Below are 22,720 nucleotides of genomic sequence, written 5' to 3'. Positions count from 1 at the left end.
CGTTACGCTACCGCTTGCGTAAGGCAACGCTTCCGCATAAGTTTTCCGACTGTTCAAACAAAAAGGCACAAAAAAGAACGAGCTTGCAAAACATCCTGTTAATCAGGATATTTTACAAGCTCGTTTTCATTTACCAAATATAAAAAGCGAGACTGCTCAGCGCCTGTCGCACATGCTATTTCCCGTAATCTTCATATAGCATCAACAGATGAGATGCGCTCCAACTGAAATGAGATGCTTGAAGGCGTTCGCCGGTGTGCGTTCCGTAGTTCTCGTGAATCGGGGCATCGCCGGTCAAACCCTGACAGCGGTCGAACACTTGAAGCGTGTACTTGTCTGCCAAGTCGTTATAACCGTAATTGCGCAATCCTTTTATTGCCTGATAAGTCTGGTCTAACCAGATAGGTCCGCGCCAATAACCGTTCGGGTCGCACTTCGGATTGTCGGCAGCTGCCGTGGGGAACGGAATGTAGGTAGAAAACTTCGTCGTATCGGTAAATAATACCAACGCTTTTTCCATCTGCTTTTTGGTGGCTATCTGTGTCCAGAAAGGCGTATAACCTTCACATGCAGGTTCTTCGATGAAACTTCCGTCTTTCAGGCGGCGGTCGCAGAAATAGCCAATCTTTTCATCGAAGAAATAATCGGCCACTTTATCGCTGTAATCAGGCGCATCGAATGTGGTATCGATAAGCGCGGCAAACTTTTTAAGCAGTTTACATTCGTATGCCAGATAAGCATTCAAATCGACGCTCTCTTGATCCAAACTCCAAGCATCGTTCCCGTTTTTCAGCATTTTGGCATTATCGAAACGAATGGCGTTATCCATGCCGCTTTCCCATCCGGCTGCCTCCAGCGTACCGTCGGTCGAACCAAACTCGCACATGCCGTTCCGGTCATGGTCCCGCTTGTTATACCACCATTTATAGTAGGCAAGCAACTGCGGGTACATCTCTTTCACGAATGCCGTATCTTGGTTATGGGTAAAAATTTCGTCGACAGCCCAGCACACCAAAGGCGGTTTGCTGTCGCGGGCGTTGTTTTCTGCCGGATTGGTATAGATACAGTCGATAATCATGCCGTCCGGCCACTGGTAGTCGAACATGGCACGGATGTTGTTTTTAGCCAGTTCGGGAGCAAAGCGGGCGAGTGCGGCAGAAAACCGCCAACTGTCCCATGCCCAGAAACCCATGAAATAAGTCACCGCGTGGCTGGGAATAACCCCTTCGTGTAACAGACCTCCCCGGTGAGTGCGCCAATTGGATATCAGCGTAACCACTGATTTTACTGCCACCCGGTCGTACTCATGCTTCATGTCTTTACGCAAAACTTTCTGCAAATATTCTTCCCAACGTTTGGCATTCGCCGCCAACTCCGGTTGTGGATTTTGCAACAAAGCAACACTTTTCTGTGCGCCCGACGCCAATTCTTTATCCGAGAAATAGAAAGAAACGGCCACGTTCATCTGTTGACAGTCAGCAGCAGTAGAAGCCACATAATTTTTTCCGTCGCAACTTAACTCCACATCGGGCATGAAGGTAAGCTGAACCACTTCACCATTCGGATGATAAGCCGTAATGGTTTGTTCTCCCCGTTCCAGACGTACTTTACTGTTCCAGTCTTTCCCCGTAAACTTAAAGCCTTCAGCCACATTGCTCGACACCTGAAGCAAAGCGGTAGAACTATTGACAAAGTTCATGCGCTGCTCTATTTTCCGGTCGTTCGATGAAGATGCGATATATACTTCACCGGGGAAATAAATGGCAGAATCGGGAGTCAGCGTACCGTTCCCATCGAGAAAATCAACACACACGGCAGACTGGGCAAACCAGATGCGGTTATCCAGACTGAACGGACCGCAAAAGCCGTTTACCCATTTATCTGTTTCGGGAATGGTAAATCCCATCCACGAACCGGCATCCGTAAAACACCCGGCACGGCGAACCGTGGAATCGGGAGTCAAAGCTATATTCAAGATATCTCCAAACTCATAGCGGGTACTATTAGGAGGCATCTCCTGAGCCGAACGGCTGCAAGCCAGACAGCCTGCAACCATACCCGCGATTACAAAACCTCTAATCAGTTGTTTCATCAGTGTTTATTCAATAAATAAATTAACTATTATTTTTAAGACAAGCGCGCAAAGTTCAGAACCTGTTCAAATTTTGCTCTGCCTCAGTTTGAGAATTGTTTTCGAGGATGTTTTCCCGTTTTTACGAGGATGATAGCGGGCTATCTGACGAGTGAAAACGGGAAAACAGACCGGAAACAAACTCAAAAAGGGGCGGATAAAAATACTTGCGTCGGAAAATTTAAACAGGTTCTCAGAACCAAGTTTTATGTGAAAGCTCAGCCGCGTCAGTTTCTGCATTCAGCGGCTGAAGCGTAAAGCTATACTCCCATTGGCGGGGTATAATGGTGTATTCGGGGTGTACTTGAGCTCCCCATGTATTATCACCGCCTACCCCCATCTGCAGATGGTCAATATTCAGCCAAACGATATCTTTTTTCTCAATGCTTCCACCGTGACGACGCTCTACGTTAAACGGACGATAAAGGATGTCTTCCATCGGAAAATTCCATGCACTGACGCTCAGCGGCTGCTCTCCTGTTACCAGAAGTCCCTCGCCCGAAGCATTGCGCAGAGCCACCCAGCGGACATCACACTTATTTGCGGTTTCCTGAGCGCGTACATAAGGATGATACTGTTCCCACACGCTGGCACTATACAGTCCTACGGCAGCTCCCGTCTTCCGGTCGGCATAATTCTCGTGCGGTCCTCTGCCTAACCAAGTCATTTGGTCGTATTCGGCAGGCAGAATCATACGCATACCCAAGCGGGGCATTTCCGGAAGTTGTTTTTCGCCCGGAGTAAAGCGCATGGTCACACCCACTACCCCATTCGGACGGATACGGTAAGTAACCTGCAAAGTTGATTCCTGCTCCTTCATATCATACGTGGCAACTACGGTAGCGAGCCTTTTATCTGCACTCTCTTCCAGACGAATGTCTTTCAGCACTGCGTTCTTTCCGGCATCCTGCCATGTGCGGCAGCGTTCAGCCGTGCCGTTTGCCACATCATTATCCGTCAGTCCGCGCCAGAAATTAGCCTGCAAACCTTCTTTCACCAAATTCTTTCCCTGATATTCCAATACGGTCATCTCGCCGTTCTCTGTACTGAAACCGATGCGGAAATCATTCTCTCCCGTCAGCATCAGAGCATCTTTCGTACGCCGACTTTTCAACGTGCCGTTAACCGTTTCCATCGCCGGAACAATTTTATCTACCGGAAGCTGCCATTGTTCCATTGCAGCCACATGACCAGCCGGAATCATCGGTGCCTCGTTACGGGTTACAGCCTCCAGCTTCAGGAAATATTCTTTATTGCCTGCCTGAATGGGTTGCACGGGTAAAGTAACTTCTCCCGACTGGCGGGCCGCTATCTTCGGAAAGTCCATAACTCCTCCCTGCACCGCTTTTCCGTCTGTCTCTACGGTCCACCGAAGCTGATAATCGGAAAGGTCGATAAAATCATGCCAGTTTATCACCTGAACACGATTGGGAGTAAAGGCAACCGGCTTGAAGTGAACATATTGATACACTTTCTTCACTTCCCAAATGTGTGGATGCAAGCTCCTGTCTGAAGCAATCAGTCCGTTTGAGCAAAAATTAGAATCGTTATGAACTCCTACATAGCCCATATCTCCGCCGTAAGCCCATATATCATGTCCTTTTTCATCCTTGATAGCAAAAGTCTGGTCTACCCAATCCCAAATGAAACCTCCTTGCAGTTGGTCGTACTTATAAATCAAGTCCCAATAATCCTGCAAGTTGCCGGTACTGTTACCCATTGAGTGTGCATACTCACAAAGAATCAACGGGCGGGCATCCCGCTGGTTCACGTGACGGCGCAACGCCCAAATGCGTGCATACATCGGGCAATAGATATCCGATACGCTCTCATAGCCTCCGCCTTCGTATTGTACCGGACGAGTACCGTCGAACTGTTTCGTCCAATGATAAATCGTTTCAAAATTCTTGCCGTAACCGGATTCATTTCCTAATGACCATGTTACGATAGCCGTATAGTTGCGGTCGCGCTTCACCATGCGGCTCATACGCTGCATGAAAGCTCCCTCCCAATCAGGATAATTGGCAAGTGTCTCATCTTTATGGAACATCATTCCGTGACTTTCAAGGTTAGCTTCATCCACTAAATACAATCCGTATTTATCGCACAGGCTGTACCATTGGTAATGGTTGGGATAATGGCTGTTACGCACGGCATTTATGTTGAATTGCTTCATCAGCCGAATGTCTTCCACCATGCTTGCCACATCAATACTGCGCCCCTTGTAAGGATTATGCTCATGGCGATTCACTCCTTTAAACAAGACGGGAACACCGTTTATCAGTTGCTGGCCGTATTTCATCTCTACGGTTCGGAAACCAAACGGATGTGCAAAAGACTCCATCGCATTACCTTTCGCATCGAATGTATTGACTACAAGCGTATAAAGGTTGGGAGTTTCTGCATTCCACGGAAGTACATCGTTGAATAACTGCTTAATGGCAAATAACGTATCGGCTGAACCCGAAATCTTTTTCTCATTGGCAAACAATACGGAATTATCTGCATTCAATACTTTTACTTCTACACGCTGTCCTTTCCAGGGCTGATTCAGAATCACGCTCAAGTTAAAATCGCCATCCTTATAACCGTTTACCAGCTCAGAAGTCAATTTAAAATCTTTTACGCGGCTCTTCGGACGGGCATACAGATATACATCGCGCTCTATGCCGCTGTATTTCCAATAGTCTTGTCCTTCCAGATAAGAGCCGTCACTGTAACGGAATACCTTAACCGCCAATCGGTTCGTTCCCTTTTTCAACAGCTTGGTAACATTGAAATGTGCGGGCAACCGGCTGTCTTCGCTATATCCAACCAGTTCACCGTTCAGCCAACAATAGAATGCTGACTCTACGCCTTCAAAGTCTAAAAATATATCCATTCCATCCCATCCATCGGGAGCAGCAAACTCATGTACGTATGCACCCACCGGATTATAGTCCGTAGGGACATAAGGCGGATTGGGCGGGAACGGATAGCGCGTATCGGTATAAATGGGAGCATCGAAGCCTTGAATCTCCCAACTGCCCGGTACTTCGATATCTTTCCATCCGTCTATCTTATAGTCAGACTGATAGAAATCAGCAGGACAAGCATCATTGTTTTTAGAATAAAGGAACTTCCATGTACCGTTTAACGACACGCGACGCTCGGTCTTCGTATTAACCTCAAAACGTTCTACATCGGGCAACGCCTGCTGATGAAGCGCAGCCTTTTCGCTGACAAACGGCAGGAAGTGTGCCGTCATGGGTTCACGATTGATTTCATTGATGCGTGCATCCTGCCACGGCTGATTACTATCAGCCCAAGCAGACGCACAAGCAATCGTAAGAATAAATGAAGTAATGTAAAGTGTTTTTTTCATGGATAATGTTTTTTAAATCGAGCAGAAAAAAGTTACCAGAAACGGAACGCTGAAGTCTACCACAAAGCCGTGGAAAATAGATACGACAACAAACTGTTGTCCTGCATAGCGTGTAATAATGGGCAGGGTTGTATCCATCGTGGTAGCTCCTCCCGCCGATATGGGTGCCAAATTACCAAACCATCGGACTAACAGCGGAGCACACAGCAAGGTGATAATCTCGCGCATGATGTTAGAGAGCAATGCTATTGTTCCCAACTCGGCTCCCTTGTACTCGGTGATGAAGATACTCGACAGTGAGTAGTAACCGAATCCCGCTCCTACTGCCATGCAGTCTGCGGGCGTACGATGGGGAAGCAACAAGCTGACCAATGCCGCTGCCGATACCGTACCCAAGATGGTCATGACCGGTAAAAAGATCAGCCGAGGATTCAGCGAGCGGAACTTTTTCAGCGTCTGCGGGTCGCTGCCGATGCTTAACCCAACGCTAAACATCAGGGCACACAACGCATAAAAACTGATATCCGTCTTGGCGATGTCGACAGGTATTACATGGAATATCCCGCAAACGCACCCCAAAGCAAAGAATCCGACAATAATCAAACTGCCTTTCATGCCTTGCCTCCTTTCTTTTTATATAACAGATACCATAAAGCCCACGCCGCCATACAACTGCCGATAACTGCCGCTATGGTGATGGAAAATGCTTCCAAGCCCAGCGTGGCCAGTCCTTCGATAATCTGACGGTTACCTCCTACCTCTACGCCCAACAGGAAAAGCAAAATCCAAATAAGCGTGGTTATCACCCGGTGTATCCACGAAAACTGCTGTCTGCGCAACAAAAAGCCGATGCACATACCTCCTAACATCAAACTGATAACTGTAAACATAGTTCTGTTTTGTCTTTCGATAGGCAAAAATAGTTAGATTTCTTCGTTCGTCCGAACTCTTCTGTCATCTATTCTTTTAAAAGAATCAGGCAGACCAGTCATCTGCTTTTCTGCCCGATTCTTCTTAAAGAGAATCTTTTTTTAATTCACATCATTATTGGTTTGAATTTCCATTAAAGGAATAGGCAAGAACTCATCTTCCGCTATGTTAAAGTTTGTTCTTCCATCGGCTTTCATCGCTTCTTCCAATTTACCCCAACGGCGCAAATCATAAAAACGGAAGCACTCTACAGAAAATTCAACCAAACGCTCATGTTCTATCTGTGCTTTTACGGCTTCATAAGAATCGCCTTCCATAGGAGGCAATTTACCATGAACTTCTCTGATTTCGTTAATCAAGTTAATGGCTTCCGTACGTCCGGAAGCAGTTCCTTGTTCATTCAAAGCCTCAGCTTTCATCAGCATCACATTCGCATAACGCATCAACGGAATATTTGTATACGTAGATGATTGAGAATATTCCTCGTAAGTTGACGGTATGAACTTTTTAAAGCAATAACTCGTTTTCGAACCTGACGGGAAACAATCATCGTAACTGTATTCCCCGAATATCGAATTGGGAGCCGTGTAATATTCATCATTGAAAATCATAGATGCATAAACACGCGCATCGTATTGCGTATTGTTATTGGCTATTTTGCCCTCCTTCAGAAACTCATCATACATCTTTTGGCTGACACGTATCTCGTCCCAACCACCCATTGAAGGAGCTGCTACCCAATAGTGCATCACATGTTTATGATATGCCCCGTCTGAAGTAATGTTGGTAAACTGTAATTCGAAGATAGATTCTTTACAGTTTTTGTTCGTTCCGTTAAACATGCTTTCAAAGTCTTCTTCCAATGCAGCATTTTTTACGTTATTAAAAGCTGTAATGGCTTGTGCCAGATAATCATCTTTCTTATCGTTCTCTTCGTAAGCACGAGTCAGATATGCCCATCCCAAATAAGAGTAAGCCACATCTTTTGTAACACGTCCGGTTTCGCCTGAAGGACGTGTGTCGGGAAGCAGTCCGGCAGCCCGGTCTAATTCCGTACAAATAAAATCCCAGCAGTCTGTACGTGAGGAAATTTCTTTATGAACCTGATCTTCACTGGTCAGATACTCATCACGGATAATAATATCTTTCCAGTTTAAAATAGTCTTAAAATGATAATATGCACGCAAAAAGACTGCCTCACCCATCAAATGGTCGTAATCTTCCTGACTCATCGCTTCACCGCTGGTCTGAACCTTATCAATGCCATAAATAACATTATTCGCGTAATTTATGCCGTTGTAATTGTTCATCCAATATTCTTTAGTTTGCGCATTTTCATTGTCATAAGTATAATCGTACAGATCTTTCATGTTGGGATAGTTATTAATATCGTCACCTATGGAGACATCATCCCCGCGAAAAGCCTCTACCGGATATTTATGTTCACAAAATCCATATTCATCTGTTCTATTTTCCAACTGTCCGTAGACGGCAGACAAGCCGGCTTCAACATCAGTCTTATCTCTCCAATAGATATCAGTAGAAAAATTAGGAGACTCAACTGTCAGAAAATCATCACATCCCGCAAGCGAAAAAGTCAATGCGAATGATGCTATATAAAATATCTTTTTCATATTATTTTTCATTTTATCGGTATTAGAATGTTACTTGCAAACCTACTACGTAAGAACGTGTAAAGGGATAAACAAAGGAATCGATGCCTGTATTCAGGATGGAAGAAGAGAATTCAGGGTCATTACCTGAATAGCCTGTTATGGTAAACAGGTTTTCTCCGCTCACATAAATACGGCATTTTTCGATAAAGACTTTCTTCATCCAATTAGACGGGAAAGTATAGCCTAACTGTAACTGACGCAGACGAACAAAGTCACCGTTTTCAAGATAACGGGTAGATTCCCGCGTATTATTATTCGGATCGCCTAATACCGCACGAGGCATGTCGGTGTCTCTATTTTCCGGAGTCCAAGCATCCAATGTCGTTTTAAACTGGTTAGAACCGGCATCCATTCCTTCCATATAGATGCGGTTGGCATTATACAGCTTGTGTCCCCACGCACTACCTAACTGGAATGAGAGGTCGAATCCTTTATATGAACCGCTGAAAGAAAGGTTTGCTTCAACTTTCGGTATTCCGGAACCACTGTATACCTTATCATCGGCATCTATCACCCCGTCACCATTCATGTCCTTAAAGCGGATGTCTCCGGCTTTTGCGTTGGGCTGTAACCGTTCACCGTCTGCATTTACATAGGCAGCAGCTTCTTCATCAGACTGGAATATACCGTCTGTCTGATAGAGGAAGAACGATGCGACAGGATATCCCTCTAAAGTTTGCGTTGCAAAATGACCGGCATCTTTCAATGCAGAACCATATAATATTTGGTTGGGGTCGGCTTTAATCATTTCATTGCTAATGGTAGAAAGGTTAAAGCCTATGTTATAATCGAAGCCGCTTACACTGTTTGCATAGTTCAGCTCCAGTTCAAAACCGCTGTTACGCATTTTACCCACATTCACGGTCGGGTTATAAATACCGGCTGAAGGAGGCATCACTTTTTCAATCAACAAATCGGTCGTTGTATTGTAATAATAGTTGATAGAACCGGTTAAATGGTTATTAAAGAAACCGAAGTCAAAACCGATATTCTTCGTGTCGGTAGTTTCCCAACGCAAATCATCGTTCACCAAATAAAGATTCGACATACCTGTCCACGGTTGTCCACCTTGTATATAACTCATCCATTGAGTATTGCTCTGGGTCATGGTGGGAGCATAGTAATACCCCAACGCATTTTCATTACCCAAGCGTCCCCAACTTGCACGGAACTTCAAGTTGCTGACAACTGTATTTTTCGGGAAAAAGTCTTCTTCGCTGATTCTCCATCCTACGGCAACAGAAGGAAACACTCCCCAACGGTTATTTTTACCGAACTTGGAAGAACCATCTGCACGAACCGTTGCCTGCAACAGATAACGGCTGTCAAATGAATAGTTTAAACGACCGAAGAAAGAAGCCCGGTTATAGTTATAAAATGTACCGCTGCCGCTAAACGTACCTCCGATACCGGCATCAATAGTTGTATTATGCGGGTCGAAAAATCCGGCAGGTTCATCATTGGCATTTTTACCTTCCACACTAACCGAACTATTATCATTACGATAAGCAATAATCGAACTACCCACCATAGCCGTTACAGAATGTTTATCGAAATCTTTCATAAACGTCAGCACATTCTCTAACGTATGAGAGTAAAAATATGAATTCGATTCGGAATTATATGGGAATTTAACAGCACCCTGAACATTCGAAGTATAAGCCTCTGTATGAGATCTCGTTACCGAATAATATCCATTATATTGGTAAGTCGTTTTAAAAGTCAGCCACGGGGCAAAGTGCATAGCCAGACCAATGTTACCCGTAATGTCATACCCGTTGGTTTTAGATTGATTGAAATGATGGTCCGCCATCACGTTATTGTAGGTCGGGAAAGTATAAGTTTCATCCCCCACTGTCATTTGGGTCAATCCATAGCCTGAAGGTTGACTTTCATCATACACGGGCACAAGCGGACTGATAGAATACATTTGTCTCAATGAATATTGAGGCTGTTCATTCTGAGTAGCCTTAAAGTTCAATGTCGCATCAAAATCAAAAATATATTTCGACATATTTACTTTCAAGCGTGCATTATCCTGCTTGTAATTATTTCCGAGGAAAATACCTTCTTCGTCAGAGTGACCGTACGATAATGAATAGCTTGCATTCTCCGAGCCACCCGTAACATTTACATAATAGTTCTGCGACATGGCGTTACGCAACATCTGGTCTTGCCAATCGGTATTCGCACCCGTAGGATTTTTCAGACTTCCATCTTCATTTTTAATAATGTAATTGGGCTTCGATTCTCCGGCGTTTTCATACATCATATCCATTACTTTCAACCAACCGTCGGCATCGAGCATTTCATTGGTCTTTGCCGCACTGTTAAACGTAAGATACGTGTTGAATGTTACTTTCGTCTCACCTTTCTTACCGTTTTTCGTCGTTACCAGAATAACACCGTTTGCAGCAACCGAACCATAGATGGCAGCGGCAGCACCGTCTTTCAGAATTTCCATAGACTCAATATCCTGAGGGTTGATAGCATCAATATCACCCGGATAACCGTCAATAATGTAAAGCGGCTCATTATCACCCATTGTCTTGATACCACGAATCTTCACAGAAATACCGGCCCCGGCATTACCTCCTGATTTCAAGACACTCACACCTGCCACCTTACCTTGCAAAGCTTCTGTGGCGCTCGTTGTGGCACGTTTTAGCAAATCGTCTGATTTAACCGATGAAATCGCTCCGGTCATGTCGCTTTTCTTCATCGTACCATAACCTACCACAATAACCTCGTCCAGCACTTCCGCATCTTCTTTCAAGGTTACTTTAAATACGGTCTGATTGTTTACCGGGATTTCTTGAGTCTGGAAACCTACATAAGAAATCTGCAAAGTTCCGTTGGCAGATACAGACAGTTCAAAGTTACCGTCGATGTCTGTAATCACACCGTTGGTAGTTCCTTTTTCTAATACACTTGCTCCGATAATTGACATGCCGGTAGCGTCAACTACGGTTCCTCTTACCTTGATGGTTTGGGAGAACCCCAATACCGGAAACATAAAAGCAAACAGCAATGCCCATTGCCATGCTTTAAAATTACTTCTTTTATTTTCCATAAGCCTTTTAAGGTTGATTGACACTAAAAATTGATAACTTCTGTTGCAAACCTAACAGTATTTTTTTCTGAGCGGGAAATAAAAGGATTGATTTCTTGTCTACAAAAGCCTGAAGGAAGGTGGTATTTTATCTACAACAAAAACAATAACTCACTATTAATCAGCAACAAATTATTGTTAACATATCTACAATGGGCAATATTCGGCAAACCACAGTTAAATCAATACTTATCCGAAATATATACCAACGGACATTAACCGAATATCATAAAAATGAACTGATTTAAACTTTCCCGCGTGTCAGACAGAGCAAGAATTTTCTGCCGTTATATCCTCCAAAAACGCTACCGTTAGTGTTGGTCATTTCTATGGGAAGAGTTGCCCGGTTCTACCCATAGTGTTACCCGGTTCTATGGGTAGCGTTTTTCCGGGCTTCTTACCGAGCCGGACCAAGTTGAAATAAGCTATTCCGATGAATCGAACAAGAGGAAAAAAGAAGATAGAAAAAACCCGGACTTCCATCGGCTTGATTTTTAAAGAAGCCAATGAAAATCCGGGGTTACAAGTATGAAAAACGAATGTTAGTATTTAAAGTCCGATGCCTTTACGTATACTTTATAATCTTTAATCTGACCGGGGGCACCTGCTTCGGCACGCGGCAACATGCGGAAGCCTGTTACCTGATAACTCTTACCCAAATCGATAACAATCTGGTGAGGATATGCCGTATTGTCGACGGTTTGCCAGAAGGTGCTTTCCTGCAAGTCGAACACTTTATCGGCTGTACGGTTTCCGCTGCGTGTTTCTTCACTGTCGGCATACATAATTTTCCACGACTCGCGAGAAACAGGTTTTCCATCCGCTCCCAACACGTCCATTTCGGCAACGGCGGCAATATTTGTTCCGTCGTAATTCGAAGCCGCATCCAAGCAGAAATAACGTCCGGTTACAGGAGCACCAAATTTTACTTCCTGCCAACCGTTACCCTGTGCAAAAGTTCCGCTGTGAACCGGCTTTTCGGCAGCAAGGTTCAGGTTCTGTCCGTCCTTACGATGGGTTTCCGGAGCTTTTTCGCGAAGCATGTCTAAGATGGGTTTCTGCAATCCAACCACTTTTGCTTCTGCCGGGCCTTTCAAATCGAGGACGATGATTTCGTTTTCTCCTTCCTTCAACCAGCATCCCGGCATGAACAGGGTCTGTTGAGGACCGATTTCCCAGAAGCGTCCCATCGCATGTCCGTTTACCCATACCATACCTTTTCCCCATGTCTGCATATCGAGGAAAGTATCTCCGGTCTTATCCAAGTTGAACGTAGCCCGATAATATGCCGGAGCTTCTACCGCTTTGCCGGGTTTGTACGCTTTCTTGCTTACAAAATCGTAGAAAGGAGGCAGGTTATAAACCGTCCAATTTTTCAGTTCGGTAGCTTTGTCGCCGCTCACTACCTCGACTTTCTTTGTAATACCTTTGCGGTCGTGGATAGACTTGTCGAAGTTCACACGTCCCATAGCTTCTACCAAAATATCAAGCTGCGTACCTTTTTTCAACGCTTCTTTCAGCGGAAGCGTAAATTCACCGTGACGTCGGTCTAAGCGTCCCAGCAGTTTGCCGTCGGCGAAAACCTGTGCCCAGTCATGCACTTCATCAATATGGAGAATCCCGCTCAAGTCTTCGGTCAGCGTCGTACGGTAAAGAATGCTACCCCAACCCTGATCAAACATTTCCATCGGTTGGATGTTTTCACTTTGTTTCGGTTCGGGAAGGTTGGCAAAGAGCGGAGCAACCTGCCATTCAGTAATCGCCGGAATTTCAATAACCGGGAATGCTTCGGGAGGTTCGGGAAGCGAAACGCTGTCGGGAAGATACTGTTTCAGCAAATCACGAAGCTGGAAATATTTCGGAGTAGTCCATCCGGCTTCGCTGATAGGAGCATCGTAATCATACGAACTACACATTGCCGAATATGCCGGGTTATTCGCTCCGCCCCACCATCCGAAAGTAGTTCCTCCGTGAGTCATATAAAGGCTGAAAGAAATATTCCGGTCGAGCATGTCTTTAATACCGCTCACCATCGTAGCCGCATCGCGGGTTTCGTGCTTGCGTCCCCAGTGGTCGAACCATCCGCTCCAAAACTCACTACACATTAACGGCGTTTCAGGACGCAGCTCTTTCAGTTTGCGGAACTGCTCGTCAATGTTCGCTCCTGTTCCGAAATTCACGGTCCAAAGCAGATCGTCGAGCGCATTATTCGTAAAGTTAGAACTCCAATCGCATTGGAACAAAGGAACATCAGTGAATCCCGCCTTTTTCACCATGTCGCGGATAGCCGAAACGTATGGTTTATCTATCCCGTATGAACCATATTCGTTTTCTACCTGCACCATGATGATGTTTCCTCCGCGCGTAATCTGTAAGTCGGCAAGCTGTTTACCCACTTCGTTCATGAAAATGCCTACGCGCTCCATATAGTACGGGTCTTGAGTACGGAGCTGTACATCTTGTTTCTTCAGCAGCCACCACGGTAAACCGCCCATCTCCCATTCGGCACAAACATACGGTCCGGGACGAACGATGACGTACATCCCGTGCTTCTGTGCCAACCGGCAGAACTTGGCAATATCCTTATTCCCTGTAAAATCGAACTCACCCGGTTTCTGTTCATGCAGGTTCCAAAACACGTACAGACAAATAGTATTCATGCCTAACGCTTTACAAGACTGAATGCGCTGTTCCCAATAAGGTTCGGGAATGCGAGGGTAATGAATCTCGGCAGCCTTTACCACGAATGGCTTACCATTTAAAAGGAAGGTATTTTTGCCCACTTCAAAAATTTCTCCTGTTTGAGAAGACGAACAGGATGAAAGGGTGGATACGACTCCCAATGCGAAAAGCAAAGAAAGCCCGATGCTCAATAACTTTTTCATTTGTATTACGGTTTTATCTGTTATTTTTTAATTGCGAAGGTATGCGGACTACGCTCAGCGAATATGCCGGCATCTCATAATCAAACTTTTCGGATACATTTATCGTACTTTCCTGCGGCCTGACGTGTTGATCGGATGGTTTACCCGACAAGACATGCAACACTGCACTGCTGTTTGTCAAACCGGGAAATTCAACCGCAGTTTTGATCGATACGGGAAGCAGATTTACCAGTTTCACGATCAGGTCTCCCGTACGGCTGTCACGAATCACCGACGAAGCAATACGCTTCTGCACATCCATCCGCGTATTGTCAACCTTCCGCTCCGTAGGGATATACGTGTCGCCCGAATTCTGTCCGAACAACTGTTGCGTATAATACCCCACAGTAGGCTTTACTTCCTTATTATTGAAATAAATCAAGTCAGGATTCCATTGCGTATGCCCTTCTTTCGCCAGCAAAGGAGCATAAGAAGTCATCGAAACCACATCGCCGTTCCGTTCTACTGCCGTCAAATACAAAGCCTCAGCCAATGCCGTCTCAATATTGTTCGGACGACCGGGCAAATGAGCAGCATATTCACCTAAATAAACTTTCGATTTGGAACGGTCGTAACGGTCATAATAATCTTGGTTATTGATAAACCATCCCGGCGTATTATAATAATGTTCGTCTACCATCGGTACATTTAAACGTGTAGCCAATTCCCATCCTTCTTCATAGTCGGTTCCTTCATAAAATGGTCCCACTGTTCCGATTACGGTTATCTCCGGATGCTGCGCTTTTATCGCCTCATAAATCATGGTAAAACGCTCTTCAAACACATCTGTAATCAAGTCTTCATTGCCAATGCCTATGTATTTCAGATTAAAAGGTTTGGGATGTCCGGCTTCGGCACGCATTTTTGCCCATTTGTTTTGCTTCGGATCACCGTTGGCATAGGCTATCAGATCCAGAATATCTTGCACATATTCATCCATTTCTTCCATTGGGATTCCTCCCTGCTGCCCTCCGCTCAAGAGTTTTCCCGGAATGCAAGCTGAGTTTTGGCAGGGTACTCCGGCAGCCAGCACCGGCAGAGGTTCTGCGCCAATATCTTCACAGAACTGAAAATATTCATAATATCCTAATCCCATTGTCTGGTGATATCCCCACAGATTCCTCATGGGCTTACGAGTTTCTAACGGACCTATCGAGTTCTTCCAGCGGTAGATGTTGTCGATTCCGTTACCATGAGCCACGCAACCTCCCGGAAAACGCACGAAGCGCGGATGCAAATCGGCAAGCGTCTGAGCCAAATCAGCACGCAAACCATTCTTACGCCCTTTAAACGTATGCTGTGGGAAGAGCGAAATCATATCCAATACATATTTCCCCTGTTTCTGGGGAGACAGTACCAATACGGCATCATCGGCATCGGCTTGGGGTATCAACACGGCTGTTTGTTTCTTCCAATTTCGAGAAGCAACCGTTACGACTTCCGAGGCAAGTTCATTACCTTTACCATCTTGCAGGCTAACTCTTATTTTTCCGCTTTTACCCGGCGTACGCGCAAAGACAGAGAAATCATACTTCTCACCTTTACGCACCACAATACCATCGAAGCCGGAATTAATCAACGAGGCTCCGGGAGTTTTCGTATCTAACACTACATAATGCGGATTATTGGCATGAAGCGGCTCAGCGGTTTCAACAGCCATCCTCGTGCCTTCGCCTTTCAACGTCCATGCGTAGGTGGAGTTCCACTCTTGGCGATCGTTCAGACTGTATTCGAAATCGCGGTTTTGAATCAGTTCTGCATATAAACCTCCGTCTGCTCCATAATTAATATCTTCAAAGAAAATACCTATCAGCTTGTCGCTTATACTTTTCGCCGAATCAGGGCAGGCGGTCAGTGTCATATTTACAGTGTTGAGTCCGGCAAACCGTTGCGCATCTTGCTCCGTACGTTCGTCATGCAACTGAGCCTTGTACGCACGGTAGTCGGCAAACTGAATCAACCGGTTGACTTCGTCCCATGCTATTTTCTGAACCGTTCCGTGTTCCTGCGCTCCGTCTATCAGGACACTTTGTGCAGGGTATTGTTTCCATTCTTCCGGAACGTATGTTGCAAACTGCTTATCCGTAAAATACGACTGGCGTTTCCACTTCATCAAATCTTCAGAAGCAGCATGAGCAAACTCTTTCCCGTTTCCGTTCAACTGCCAGATGCAATGCCACACCCCGTTTTCATCGCGGCGGAGTTCGGGCTTCAACATACGTTTTTCCGCGCCCCATGCTCCGTAATCGCACTTTACATAACCGTAACCGTTACCGATGCCGAACCACTTGTTTCCGTCAGGACTCCATGCAAATTTAAGTCCGCTGCGTCCGTCGTCGGATACCGTGGCATACGAAAACAAATAAACTGAATCCGGCTCGTTCATCACATCTTCTACATGTGCCGCTGCCGATGAAGCACAAAGGCAAAAGCCTAAAGCTGCCCAAAGTTTTAATCCGTTCATACCATTCGTATTTTAATAAGATTATAAGGTAGGTTTCACACGCTTGATGGTGCCGTCGGGATTAAACTCCATACGGTCGATACATACTTCGCGATGGATACCCGGCTCGTTTTTCAGATAGTTCTTATTGATGCGGTGATATACGATATACCATTCGTCTGTACCCGGTTTACATACCACAGCGTTGTGAGCCGGCCCATAAATCTCCTGTTCGGGAGATTGGATTAACACAATCGGGTCTTTGGCTACCTTTATTTTACCGAGCGGAGAGTCTGATGTTCCGTATGCCACATGGTAGTTGGGCGAACCCGTATCGTCTACCGACCATAAGAAGTAATACAGTCCATTGCGGTAGAACACGTACGGAGCTTCACGGTAATTGTAATCTTTCAGCGTTCCGCCTTTGGGTGTCATCACCTTCAGAGTCTCTTTTTTTATTGAAACCATGTCGGCATTCAGTTCAGCACCTGCCATATATCCGTTTCCCCAATAAAGGTATGACTTTCCGGAAACAGGGTCGGTAAACACATCTACGTCTATTTGCTGACCTCCTCCAGCCGGCGATTCGGTTACGATAGGATAGCCCAAGTCGACAAACGGGCCTGTGGGCGAATCGGCTATCGCTACGCCTATCTGTTTGCCTCCCCCGGTTTTGGGGTTTCCGCTATAATAAAAGAAATATTTATACTTGCCGTCTATTTGTTTTTCCTCGATGGCAGGCGCCCAAGCATTCCCGTTTGCCCACGCTACCTGTGGCGAACGAAGGTCGAGCATAACTCCTTCGTATCTCCATTCTTTCAAGTCGGGCGAAGAAAATGCGGTAAAGTACCAGCCTCCCCATCCCGGCTGACCGTCGGTAGTAGAATAAATGTAATACTTGTTTGTCTGATGAGAGTAAAGCACCTCCGGATCGGCATGAAAACCGGGAAGCACAGGATTATTGGGAAGTTCGCCTAACTCGGCAGGTTTGCCCCATTTATCGGTGATGCGCTTCAACTCCGCACGTGTAATCGGAATAATTGTTCCGTGGCGCGGATGAAAATTCATCTTTACTTCGCTATCTATTACCTTAAAATGTTTCAGGTCGGTAGTTTCGGTAAACTGGTATTTGCCTTTCATATATACATCATACATCAGTATATATTTATCCTGCCCTATCAATTTAAACGTGCCTGCACCTTCCACAGCTTCTTTGGTTTGCTGTTTGTAATCAGGCTCCTCGGTCCACTGTCCGGACGTAAGCGAACGGGTTGTTGCCACTTTGATGCCGTTTCCGTGACCTTCCGTTTTATAAAACAGATGGTAAACTCCGTCTTTGTACACAATATCCCCGTCGATGCACGACAATTTGTTTTCAGGGATAAACAGCGGTTTCGGCTCGCCTACGAGGTCGGTAAAATCATCGTTAGCATAGGCATAATAAATGACATCTGCCCCACCTTCGTAAAGCATCGACCAATACACCATGTATTTTCCGGCCTCGTGGTCGAAAACAGTTTGAGGCGCCCATACACGTTTCAGCTTTTCCTGCCCCGGATACCGTTTCTGCATGTTGATGATTGAATGCGTCCAGTTAACCAAGTCGGTAGATTTCAACATCACCATAGCACGGTTAGAGTCCCATCCGTTCCCACTTACCATGTCGGTTACCACCATATAAAAGGTCTTTCCATCTTCACAACGCAAGATGTGAGGGTCTCGCACGCCTCCCGTCGAACTGATTATTTTCGAATCGAGTACCGGTTTGTTATCGTTCAGCGCCCAATAAGCGTATCCATCCATGCTCACCGCATAACAGACAGCTTCTTCACTGATATGATTTCCCGTAAAATACGTAAAAAGATAAGCCACGTAGTCTTTTTCTTCTGCCGCACGGACAGAAGTCCCCCACGAAAGGAAAGAAAACAAAAGGAGCAAAAATGCAAATTTGTTCTTCATATATTATTATGTGTTAACGTTATATACAGTTGCAAAGATAAGCCTTCGACAGAAGAATCACAATGGTAAATCATGCAAAAAGCATCAAAAATTCAGCACAAACGGGGTTGAATGAAACAAACCTTCCCAAACAGGCAAAAACCGCCTGAAACGCATCCGCATGTATTGCCCAAAACATGCGGATGCGTTACAGCAAACTAGCGGATGAAACAGGGAAAACATCCCATAGCGTTTTGCCCCCCTTCAAACAGGGTAAAACGAATGTGCGTAATTTAGCTATTCTTTTATTGCGTGCTCCCCGAAAAATAAGTAACTTTGCCCAACCATATATTATATATAAAGTATAACACATGAAAGATACCAAGCAACAGTTTGAACATGTCATGACGGTTTGCCGCGACTTGTTTGCAAAAAAGCTGCACGACTATGGCGCTGCATGGCGCATCATGCGCCCGTCTTCGGTTACCGACCAACTGTTTATCAAAGCAAACCGAATACGAAGCATCGAAGTAAAAGGTGTAACTTTAGTAGACGAAGGAATACGTCCGGAGCTTATAGGTATTGTGAATTACGGAATCATCGGGCTTATCCAATTGGAGCTGGGATATGCCGAAACCGACGATATGGATGAGAAACGTGCATTGGAGCTTTATGATAAATATGCCAAGCAAACGCTTGAACTGATGTTACGAAAGAATCATGATTATGACGAAGCATGGCGCAGTATGCGTACCACCTCGTATACAGACTTGATTCTGATGAAAATATACCGCACGAAGCAGATTGAATCGCTGAGTGGCGAAACGCTGGTATCCGAAGGTATTGATGCCAACTACATGGATATGATTAACTATGCCGTATTCGGACTAATCAAATTGGAATTTGGAGAGTAAACATTTACATAAAGCAATGGTTATAGGAACAAACGTCTGCCGATTCTTACTGGCAGGAACGTTTCTGTTTTCTGGTTTTGTCAAGGCAAATGACCCTTTAGGTACTGTATATAAAGTACAAGACTATCTGGAAGCGTGGGGATTGTTCAGCCTGAGTACCGGTGTTGTCCCCTATCTTTTTGCTTTAGCCATGGGAGTGCTTGAGTTTCTTATCGGCATTTATTTGTTTTTCGGAATCCGCCGGAGGGTAGCGCCTTTACTCACGCTGCTGTTCATGTCGTTCATGACTCCGCTTACGCTCTGGCTGGCTATCGACAACCCGATTTCAGACTGCGGGTGTTTCGGCGATGCCGTTGTGCTTACCAACTGGGAAACCTTTTTTAAAAACATCGTTCTGCTTGCCGCCGCCATCGTGGTTTTCAAGCATAACGACTGTCTGTTCAAGCTCGTAACACGGAAAGTCGATTGGCTCATATCGCTATATAGTGCCGTATTTATCATTTTCTTCTCGCTGTTCTGCCTCCAATATTTACCCATATTCGATTTTCGCCCCTACCACATCGGTGCAAACATTCCTCAAAGCATGGAAATCCCTGAAGGGGAAAAACCTACCACGTATGAAACCATATTTACGTACGAAAAAAACGGGGAAAAGAAAGATTTTACCATCGAAAACTTTCCGAGCGATACGACGTGGACATTTGTCAGCTCTCAAACGGTTGTAAAAGAAAAGGGATACGAACCTCCTATTCACGACTTTGCCATAACTTCGATGGAAGACGGAACCGATCTTACCGAAGAAATATTGAATGACAGCAGTTATACATTCCTGCTCATTGCCCCGTGGCTTCATATAGCAGACGACAGCGGCATGGACTTAATCAATGAAATATATGATTACAGCATTGAACACGGATATCGTTTCCTCTGCCTCACTGCATCGACCGAGGAAGACATTGCCGCGTGGCAAGAAAATACCGGAGCCGAATATCCCTTTGCACTCATGGATGAAATTACACTGAAAACCATCGTGCGTTCCAATCCGGGATTGGTATTGCTGAAAAAAGGAACGGTACTGCAAAAATGGAGCGTATCTAACCTTCCGGACGAATATCAACTGAAAGCTCCGCTTGACGAACTTCCTTTCGGACACTTGAACAAAAAAACCACGATACATAAACTGCTGGAAGTGTTTATCTGGTTTATTGCTCCGTTGCTCGTACTTACTGTGGGCGATTTGATATGGCTAAAGATACGCAACCGACGGCAAAAGAAAGAACAAGAAGCAAGCAACTAAAATTTATATATTAACCCTTTAAAAATTAAATAAAATGAGAAAGAACATTGTAGCAGGTAACTGGAAAATGAACAAGAACCTGCAAGAAGGTATCGCTTTGGCAAAAGAATTAAACGAAGTTTTAACCGCCGACAAACCGAACTGCGACGTTATTATCTGTACTCCGTTTATCCACTTGGCTTCTGTAACTCCGATTGTTGACAAAAACATCATCGGCGTAGGTGCAGAAAACTGTGCAGACAAGGCTTCTGGCGCATATACAGGAGAAGTTTCAGCTGAAATGGTAGCTTCTACGGGCGCACAATATGTTATCTTGGGTCACTCTGAACGTCGTGCTTATTATCACGAAACAGTAGAAATCCTTGAAGAAAAAGTAAAACTGGCTCTGGCTAATAACCTGAAACCGATTTTCTGCATCGGCGAAGTATTGGAAGAACGCGAAGCTAACAAACAGAACGAAGTAGTAGAAGCTCAGTTGGCTTCTGTATTCTCTTTGTCTGCCGAAGATTTCAGCAAAGTAATCTTGGCTTACGAACCGGTATGGGCTATTGGTACAGGCAAAACCGCAACTCCCGAACAAGCTCAGGAAATCCACGCTCACATCCGTTCGTTGGTTGCTGCTAAATATGGTCAGGAAGTAGCAGACAATACTTCTATCTTGTACGGCGGAAGCTGCAAACCTTCAAATGCAAAAGAATTGTTCGCTAATCCGGACGTTGATGGCGGTCTGATTGGTGGCGCAGCTTTGAAAGCAGCAGACTTCAAAGGCATTATCGACGCTTTTAAATAATAATTCTAACCATCCCGCATAGGAAAGAAGAGTCCGATGAATGTTTACATTTGTCGGATTCTTTACCTGAGCGGTAACTATTATCAATAACCACATCATATTAATCGTTCCGGTCATGATGAAAAATCTTCTGATTCTTGCGTTCTTGCTTACGGCAGGCATGGCAAACGCCCAGCAAAGCATCGTGGAAAGTTTACAAATCCGCCAGCCCGGAGAAGGTGTCGTAACCATCCATCAAGACAAACAGATTACCAATCTGATAGGAAAACGCTATATACCTACCAGTACGGCAGAACCGCAACGCACGTTAAAAGCACGCGGGTTCCGTGTACAAGTTTATGCCGGGAACAACTCCCGTCAGGCACGTAACGAGGCGAACAGAGTAGCCCAAAAAGTAAAAGAAGAATTTCCTGACATGCCGGTATATACCTATTTCCAACCACCTCGCTGGCTATGCCGGGTGGGAGACTTTAAAAGCATGGAAGAAGCACATGTAGCCATGCGGAAACTGAAAGGTACGGGAAACTTTAAAGAAGTATCCATCGTACGCGAACAAATTAATATTCCTTTAGACTAATGATTACGATGAACCAAAATCCAATGGAGTGGAATGAAGAGAAAATAAGCAAACTGATGGGGCATTACAAAGAAATATTGTCCCTGCTGGGTGAAGACCCTGAGAGAGAAGGATTAATAAAAACTCCTGAACGGGTAGCCAAAGCCATGCTGACACTAACGAGAGGCTATGAAATGGACCCCAAAGAAGTGTTGAATGCAGCCAAATTCAAGGAGCCATACAGCCAAATGGTCATCGTTAAAGATATAGACTTCTTTTCCATGTGCGAGCATCATATACTGCCTTTTTACGGCAAAGCACACGTGGCATACATCCCTAACGGATACATTACAGGACTGAGCAAAATAGCCCGTGTGGTAGACATCTTCTCACACCGCCTGCAAGTGCAGGAACGCATGACGTTACAAATCAAAGAATGTATTCAGGAAACGTTGAATCCATTAGGTGTAATGGTGGTGATAGAAGCCAAACACATGTGTATGCAGATGAGAGGAGTAGAAAAACAAAACTCTGTAACCACAACTTCTGACTTCACCGGTGCTTTCAACCAAGCCAAAACCCGCGAAGAATTCATGAATCTGATTCGTGCCCGTCATCTCTGATCCGGGCATCAGATAAACCAAA

14 protein-coding genes are annotated in these 22,720 nt (G+C 45.1%); 5 read left to right on the top strand and 9 right to left on the bottom strand.

Annotated elements, in window-relative coordinates; translation table 11 throughout:
• Positions 1-175: 175 nt before the first annotated feature.
• The 9 genes from M3085_RS00285 to M3085_RS00245 form a co-directional block, all read right to left on the bottom strand.
• Positions 176-2,092, bottom strand: a complete 1,917-nt coding sequence (locus tag M3085_RS00285; protein ID WP_191710569.1) for an MGH1-like glycoside hydrolase domain-containing protein — start codon at positions 2,090-2,092, stop codon at positions 176-178.
• Positions 2,093-2,324: 232 nt separating this feature from the next.
• Positions 2,325-5,495 (bottom strand): glycoside hydrolase family 2 TIM barrel-domain containing protein, encoded by a 3,171-nt coding sequence (locus M3085_RS00280; protein WP_249052016.1) that lies wholly within the window; start codon positions 5,493-5,495, stop codon positions 2,325-2,327.
• 12 nt (positions 5,496-5,507) lie between these two features.
• Positions 5,508-6,110, bottom strand: a complete 603-nt coding sequence (locus M3085_RS00275; RefSeq protein WP_249052015.1) for a lysine exporter LysO family protein — start codon at positions 6,108-6,110, stop codon at positions 5,508-5,510.
• Positions 6,107-6,385, bottom strand: coding sequence for a LysO family transporter (locus M3085_RS00270; protein WP_178256752.1), 279 nt, complete (start codon positions 6,383-6,385; stop codon positions 6,107-6,109). Before M3085_RS00270 ends, M3085_RS00275 begins: the two co-directional genes overlap by 4 nt.
• A gap of 141 nt (positions 6,386-6,526) precedes the next feature.
• Positions 6,527-8,059: a RagB/SusD family nutrient uptake outer membrane protein gene (locus M3085_RS00265; protein WP_249052014.1), complete on the bottom strand. Its 1,533-nt coding sequence runs from the start codon at positions 8,057-8,059 to the stop codon at positions 6,527-6,529.
• A gap of 22 nt (positions 8,060-8,081) precedes the next feature.
• Positions 8,082-11,174, bottom strand: coding sequence for a SusC/RagA family TonB-linked outer membrane protein (locus M3085_RS00260; RefSeq protein WP_249052013.1), 3,093 nt, complete (start codon positions 11,172-11,174; stop codon positions 8,082-8,084).
• A 581-nt stretch (positions 11,175-11,755) separates the two neighbouring features.
• Entirely contained in the window at positions 11,756-14,098 is a 2,343-nt protein-coding gene (locus M3085_RS00255; RefSeq protein WP_249052012.1) for a beta-galactosidase, read from the bottom strand.
• Positions 14,099-14,111: 13 nt separating this feature from the next.
• Positions 14,112-16,601, bottom strand: coding sequence for an alpha-L-arabinofuranosidase C-terminal domain-containing protein (locus M3085_RS00250; protein WP_249052011.1), 2,490 nt, complete (start codon positions 16,599-16,601; stop codon positions 14,112-14,114).
• A 21-nt stretch (positions 16,602-16,622) separates the two neighbouring features.
• The gene (locus tag M3085_RS00245) at positions 16,623-18,539 is read right to left on the bottom strand and encodes a family 43 glycosylhydrolase (protein WP_249052010.1); all 1,917 of its coding nucleotides are present in this window, start codon (positions 18,537-18,539) and stop codon (positions 16,623-16,625) included.
• A gap of 350 nt (positions 18,540-18,889) precedes the next feature.
• Between M3085_RS00245 and M3085_RS00240 the strand changes: the two genes are divergently transcribed.
• The 5 genes from M3085_RS00240 to folE all read left to right on the top strand — a co-directional run bounded on the left by M3085_RS00240 (position 18,890) and on the right by folE (position 22,698).
• On the top strand, positions 18,890-19,432 hold the full coding sequence (locus M3085_RS00240) for a DUF1599 domain-containing protein (RefSeq protein ID WP_178256758.1): 543 nt from the start codon (positions 18,890-18,892) through the stop codon (positions 19,430-19,432).
• The gene (locus M3085_RS00235; protein ID WP_191710562.1) at positions 19,422-20,729 is read left to right on the top strand and encodes a BT_3928 family protein; all 1,308 of its coding nucleotides are present in this window, start codon (positions 19,422-19,424) and stop codon (positions 20,727-20,729) included. The genes M3085_RS00240 and M3085_RS00235 overlap by 11 nt, the downstream gene beginning before the upstream one ends.
• 34 nt (positions 20,730-20,763) lie before the next feature.
• Positions 20,764-21,519, top strand: a complete 756-nt coding sequence (tpiA, locus tag M3085_RS00230) for a triose-phosphate isomerase (protein WP_178256760.1) — start codon at positions 20,764-20,766, stop codon at positions 21,517-21,519.
• Between the two features lie 118 nt (positions 21,520-21,637).
• Positions 21,638-22,096, top strand: coding sequence for an SPOR domain-containing protein (locus tag M3085_RS00225; RefSeq protein ID WP_178256763.1), 459 nt, complete (start codon positions 21,638-21,640; stop codon positions 22,094-22,096).
• A gap of 23 nt (positions 22,097-22,119) precedes the next feature.
• Entirely contained in the window at positions 22,120-22,698 is a 579-nt protein-coding gene (gene folE / locus M3085_RS00220; RefSeq protein ID WP_410553936.1) for a GTP cyclohydrolase I FolE, read from the top strand.
• The last annotated feature ends 22 nt before the right edge of the window (positions 22,699-22,720 follow it).

This window comes from Bacteroides caecicola (assembly GCF_023337095.1).
GTDB lineage: Bacteria > Bacteroidota > Bacteroidia > Bacteroidales > Bacteroidaceae > Phocaeicola > Phocaeicola gallinarum.
The sequence above is the reverse complement of the archived record's forward strand: the minus strand, read 5'-3'. Positions and strand labels throughout refer to the sequence as shown.

Bases quoted from the DNA above. Each gene is read 5' to 3' on its own strand.
- M3085_RS00285 (WP_191710569.1), bottom strand. From the start codon at position 2,092: ATGAAACAACTGATTAGAGGTTTTGTAATCGCGGGTATGGTTGCAGGC.
- M3085_RS00280 (WP_249052016.1), bottom strand. From the start codon at position 5,495: ATGAAAAAAACACTTTACATTACTTCATTTATTCTTACGATTGCTTGT.
- M3085_RS00275 (WP_249052015.1), bottom strand. From the start codon at position 6,110: ATGAAAGGCAGTTTGATTATTGTCGGATTCTTTGCTTTGGGGTGCGTT.
- M3085_RS00270 (WP_178256752.1), bottom strand. From the start codon at position 6,385: ATGTTTACAGTTATCAGTTTGATGTTAGGAGGTATGTGCATCGGCTTT.
- M3085_RS00265 (WP_249052014.1), bottom strand. From the start codon at position 8,059: ATGAAAAAGATATTTTATATAGCATCATTCGCATTGACTTTTTCGCTT.
- M3085_RS00260 (WP_249052013.1), bottom strand. From the start codon at position 11,174: ATGGAAAATAAAAGAAGTAATTTTAAAGCATGGCAATGGGCATTGCTG.
- M3085_RS00255 (WP_249052012.1), bottom strand. From the start codon at position 14,098: ATGAAAAAGTTATTGAGCATCGGGCTTTCTTTGCTTTTCGCATTGGGA.
- M3085_RS00250 (WP_249052011.1), bottom strand. From the start codon at position 16,601: ATGAACGGATTAAAACTTTGGGCAGCTTTAGGCTTTTGCCTTTGTGCT.
- M3085_RS00245 (WP_249052010.1), bottom strand. From the start codon at position 18,539: ATGAAGAACAAATTTGCATTTTTGCTCCTTTTGTTTTCTTTCCTTTCG.
- M3085_RS00240 (WP_178256758.1), top strand. From the start codon at position 18,890: ATGAAAGATACCAAGCAACAGTTTGAACATGTCATGACGGTTTGCCGC.
- tpiA (WP_178256760.1), top strand. From the start codon at position 20,764: ATGAGAAAGAACATTGTAGCAGGTAACTGGAAAATGAACAAGAACCTG.
- M3085_RS00225 (WP_178256763.1), top strand. From the start codon at position 21,638: ATGAAAAATCTTCTGATTCTTGCGTTCTTGCTTACGGCAGGCATGGCA.
- folE (WP_410553936.1), top strand. From the start codon at position 22,120: ATGGAGTGGAATGAAGAGAAAATAAGCAAACTGATGGGGCATTACAAA.